At 68.5% G+C, this 2765-nt stretch carries 2 protein-coding genes; both read left to right on the forward strand.

Features of this window, described 5'->3' with window-relative positions; translation table 11 throughout:
• Window positions 1-126: 126 nt before the first annotated feature.
• Entirely contained in the window at window positions 127-1563 is a 1437-nt protein-coding gene (locus G3N96_RS38230) for an aldehyde dehydrogenase family protein (protein WP_206140444.1), read from the forward strand.
• A 148-nt stretch (window positions 1564-1711) separates the two neighbouring features.
• Window positions 1712-2765, forward strand: a 1054-nt coding sequence (locus tag G3N96_RS38235) for an extracellular solute-binding protein (RefSeq protein WP_206140443.1), incomplete at its 3' end; no start/stop codon positions are given.

Consider the following 2765-nt stretch of genomic DNA (forward strand, 5'->3'; position numbering starts at 1 on the left):
CGCACAGCATCGGCACGATCTCGTTCGCGATCGTGCGCTTGCGCAGCGCGGCCTTGATCTCGTCCTCGGTCAGCGATTCATGGTCGTGCAGGTACTTCTCGAGCAGTTCCTCGCTCGCTTCCGCCGCTGCACACGCGCCACTTCATCGACGGGTCCTGGCGGGCGAGCGCCGACGGCGCGACGTTGCCCGTCGTCGATCCGTCGACGGAAGCCGTGCTCGCCAACGTCGGCGCAGGCGGCGAGGCGGACGTCGAGCACGCCGTGCAAGCCGCATCGCGCGCGTTTCCCGGCTGGAAACGCACGACGGGCGCCACGCGTGCGGCGCTGCTGCGCGCGATCGCACGCGGCGTCGACGCACGCCGCGCGCGGCTCGCCACCCTGCAGTCGCTCAACAACGGCAAGCCGTTCGCCGAAGCCGAAATCGACGTCGCGGACGTGATCGCCACCTTCGACTACTACGCGCGCCTCGCGGAGCGCCTCGACACCGACGGCGAAACCGAGATCGCGCTGCCCGATGCCGACCATCGCGCGTGGATCCGGCGCGAGCCGGCCGGCGTCGCCGCGCTGATCGTGCCGTGGAATTTCCCGATGGTGACGACCGCATGGAAGCTCGCGCCCGCGCTCGCGGCCGGCTGCACCGTCGTGCTGAAGCCGTCCGAGATCACGCCGCTGCCCGAGCTCGAGCTTGCCGCGATCGCCGCCGAAGCGGGGCTGCCGCCCGGCGTGCTGAACGTCGTGACGGGCACCGGGCACGACGTCGGCGCCCGCCTGTGCGCGCATCCGCGCGTCGCGAAGGTGTCGTTCACCGGCAGCACCGCCGTCGGTGCGCAGGTCATGAAGACGGCCGCCGACACGATCAAGGGCGTCGGCCTCGAACTCGGCGGCAAGTCGTCGATCATCGTGTTCGACGACGCCGATCTCGATCACGCGGTCGAACTCGTCGCGGGCGGCGGCCTGTTCAACGCCGGGCAGATGTGTTCGGCGACCTCGCGGGTGCTCGTCGCCGCGCCGCTCGCCGACGACCTGATCGCGCGCCTCGCGCGGCGCATCGACGGGACCGTCGTCGGGCCGCCGTTCGCCCCCGGCGTGCAGATGGGCCCGTTGACGAACCGCGCGCAATACGAACGGGTGAAACGCCACATCGCGCGGGGCCTAGCCGACGGCGCGCGGCTCGTGACGGGCGGCCAGGCGCTCGACGGCCCCGGCTATTTCATCCGACCGGCCCTGTTCGCCGACGTGCCGACCGACAGCCCGCTATGGTGTGAAGAAATCTTCGGACCGGTGCTGTGTGTCCGCGCATTCGACACCGAGGACGATGCGATCGCGGCCGCCAACGATACCGAATACGGGCTCGTCGCCACCGTCGTCACACGCGACACGGCACGCGCCAGGCGGGTTGCCGACGCACTCGAGGCGGGCGTCGTGTGGATCAACACGCCACAGCTGATCTATCCGCAAACCTCATGGGGCGGCTACAAGCGCAGCAGCATCGGACGCGAACTCGGCCCGTTCGGTCTCGCCGCATTCCAGGAGATCAAGCAGGTCATGATGCCGGCCGGCTAAGGTCGCCGGGCCATGCGTTTATGTCATGCCGCGCATGCGGATATTTCGTTTGTTGCGGAAATTTGACCTCCCTACAGTTCATCCACACCCCGCGCCGCAGTCGGCGCCCGGCATCGAACCACACGGCATCGTTCATCAGGAGACGGCCATGCAACACTTCAAGGCGGGCAGAAGGCAGGTGATCAAAACCCTCGGCACGGCGCTCGCAGCATCCGCCCTTCCGATGCCATTCATCAGTACTGCGAAGGCACAGACGAGCGGTTTCGCAGGCAAGACGCTGCGCCTGCTCACGTGGTCCGACGATACCGGCGCGGCCGCGCTGCGCAACATCGCGGAAAGCTTCAGCAAGCAGACCGGCGCACGCGTGATCGCCGATCGCGCGGACGGCACGTCGGGGATGGTCGCGAAGGTCAAGGCCGCGGGCGAGCGGCCGACCTACGACGTCATCACGCTGGCCGGCGTCGGCGCGGCCGGTCTCGCGGAAGCGGGCCTGCTTGCGAAACCCGACCTGAACCGGCTGCCGAACCTGAAGGACGTCGCGCCGCAGTACCGCACCGGCGCGAACGGCTTCGGCATCGGCTACCTGCTGTGGTCGGACGGGCTGATCTACAACACGGCAACCGTGAAGAGCGCACCGTCGAGCTACGAGGCGCTGTGGGATCCGAAGTATGCGGGCCGTCTGTTTCTGCCGCCACCCGAGTGGGCCGAAGCGGTCGACCTCGCGATCATCGCGGCGAAGCTGGCCGGCGGATCGCAGCAGAACATCGATCCGGGATTCCGGAAGCTCGCGCAACTGAAGGACCGCGTGATGACCCTCGGCGAGAACCCGAACCAGGTCGCCGACCTGTTCCGCACGGGCTCGCTCGACCTCGGCGGCATCTATTCGCCCGCGTTCTTCCCGGACCAGATCCGCAAGCCCGACTACAAGATGGGCGTGACGTACGGGATGAAGGAAGGCTTCGCGACGCAGCTGATGTTCACCGTGATCCCGAAGGCGCACCCCGGCGACCTCGACCTGATCCACGCGTTCATCAATCATTCGCTCGACGCGGGCGTACAGGGCCGGATGGCGGCCGACGTCCTGAACGGCCCCGTGAACGGCAAGGCCGTGATTCCCGCGGAAAGCCGCGCGTTCGTGCCGTCGCCGCAGCAGATCGCGGAGAAAGCCGTGCTGCATGACGACAAGGCGCTCGCGGCCGTGC

It is taken from the genome of Burkholderia sp. Se-20373 (assembly GCF_017104705.1).
GTDB lineage: Bacteria > Pseudomonadota > Gammaproteobacteria > Burkholderiales > Burkholderiaceae > Burkholderia.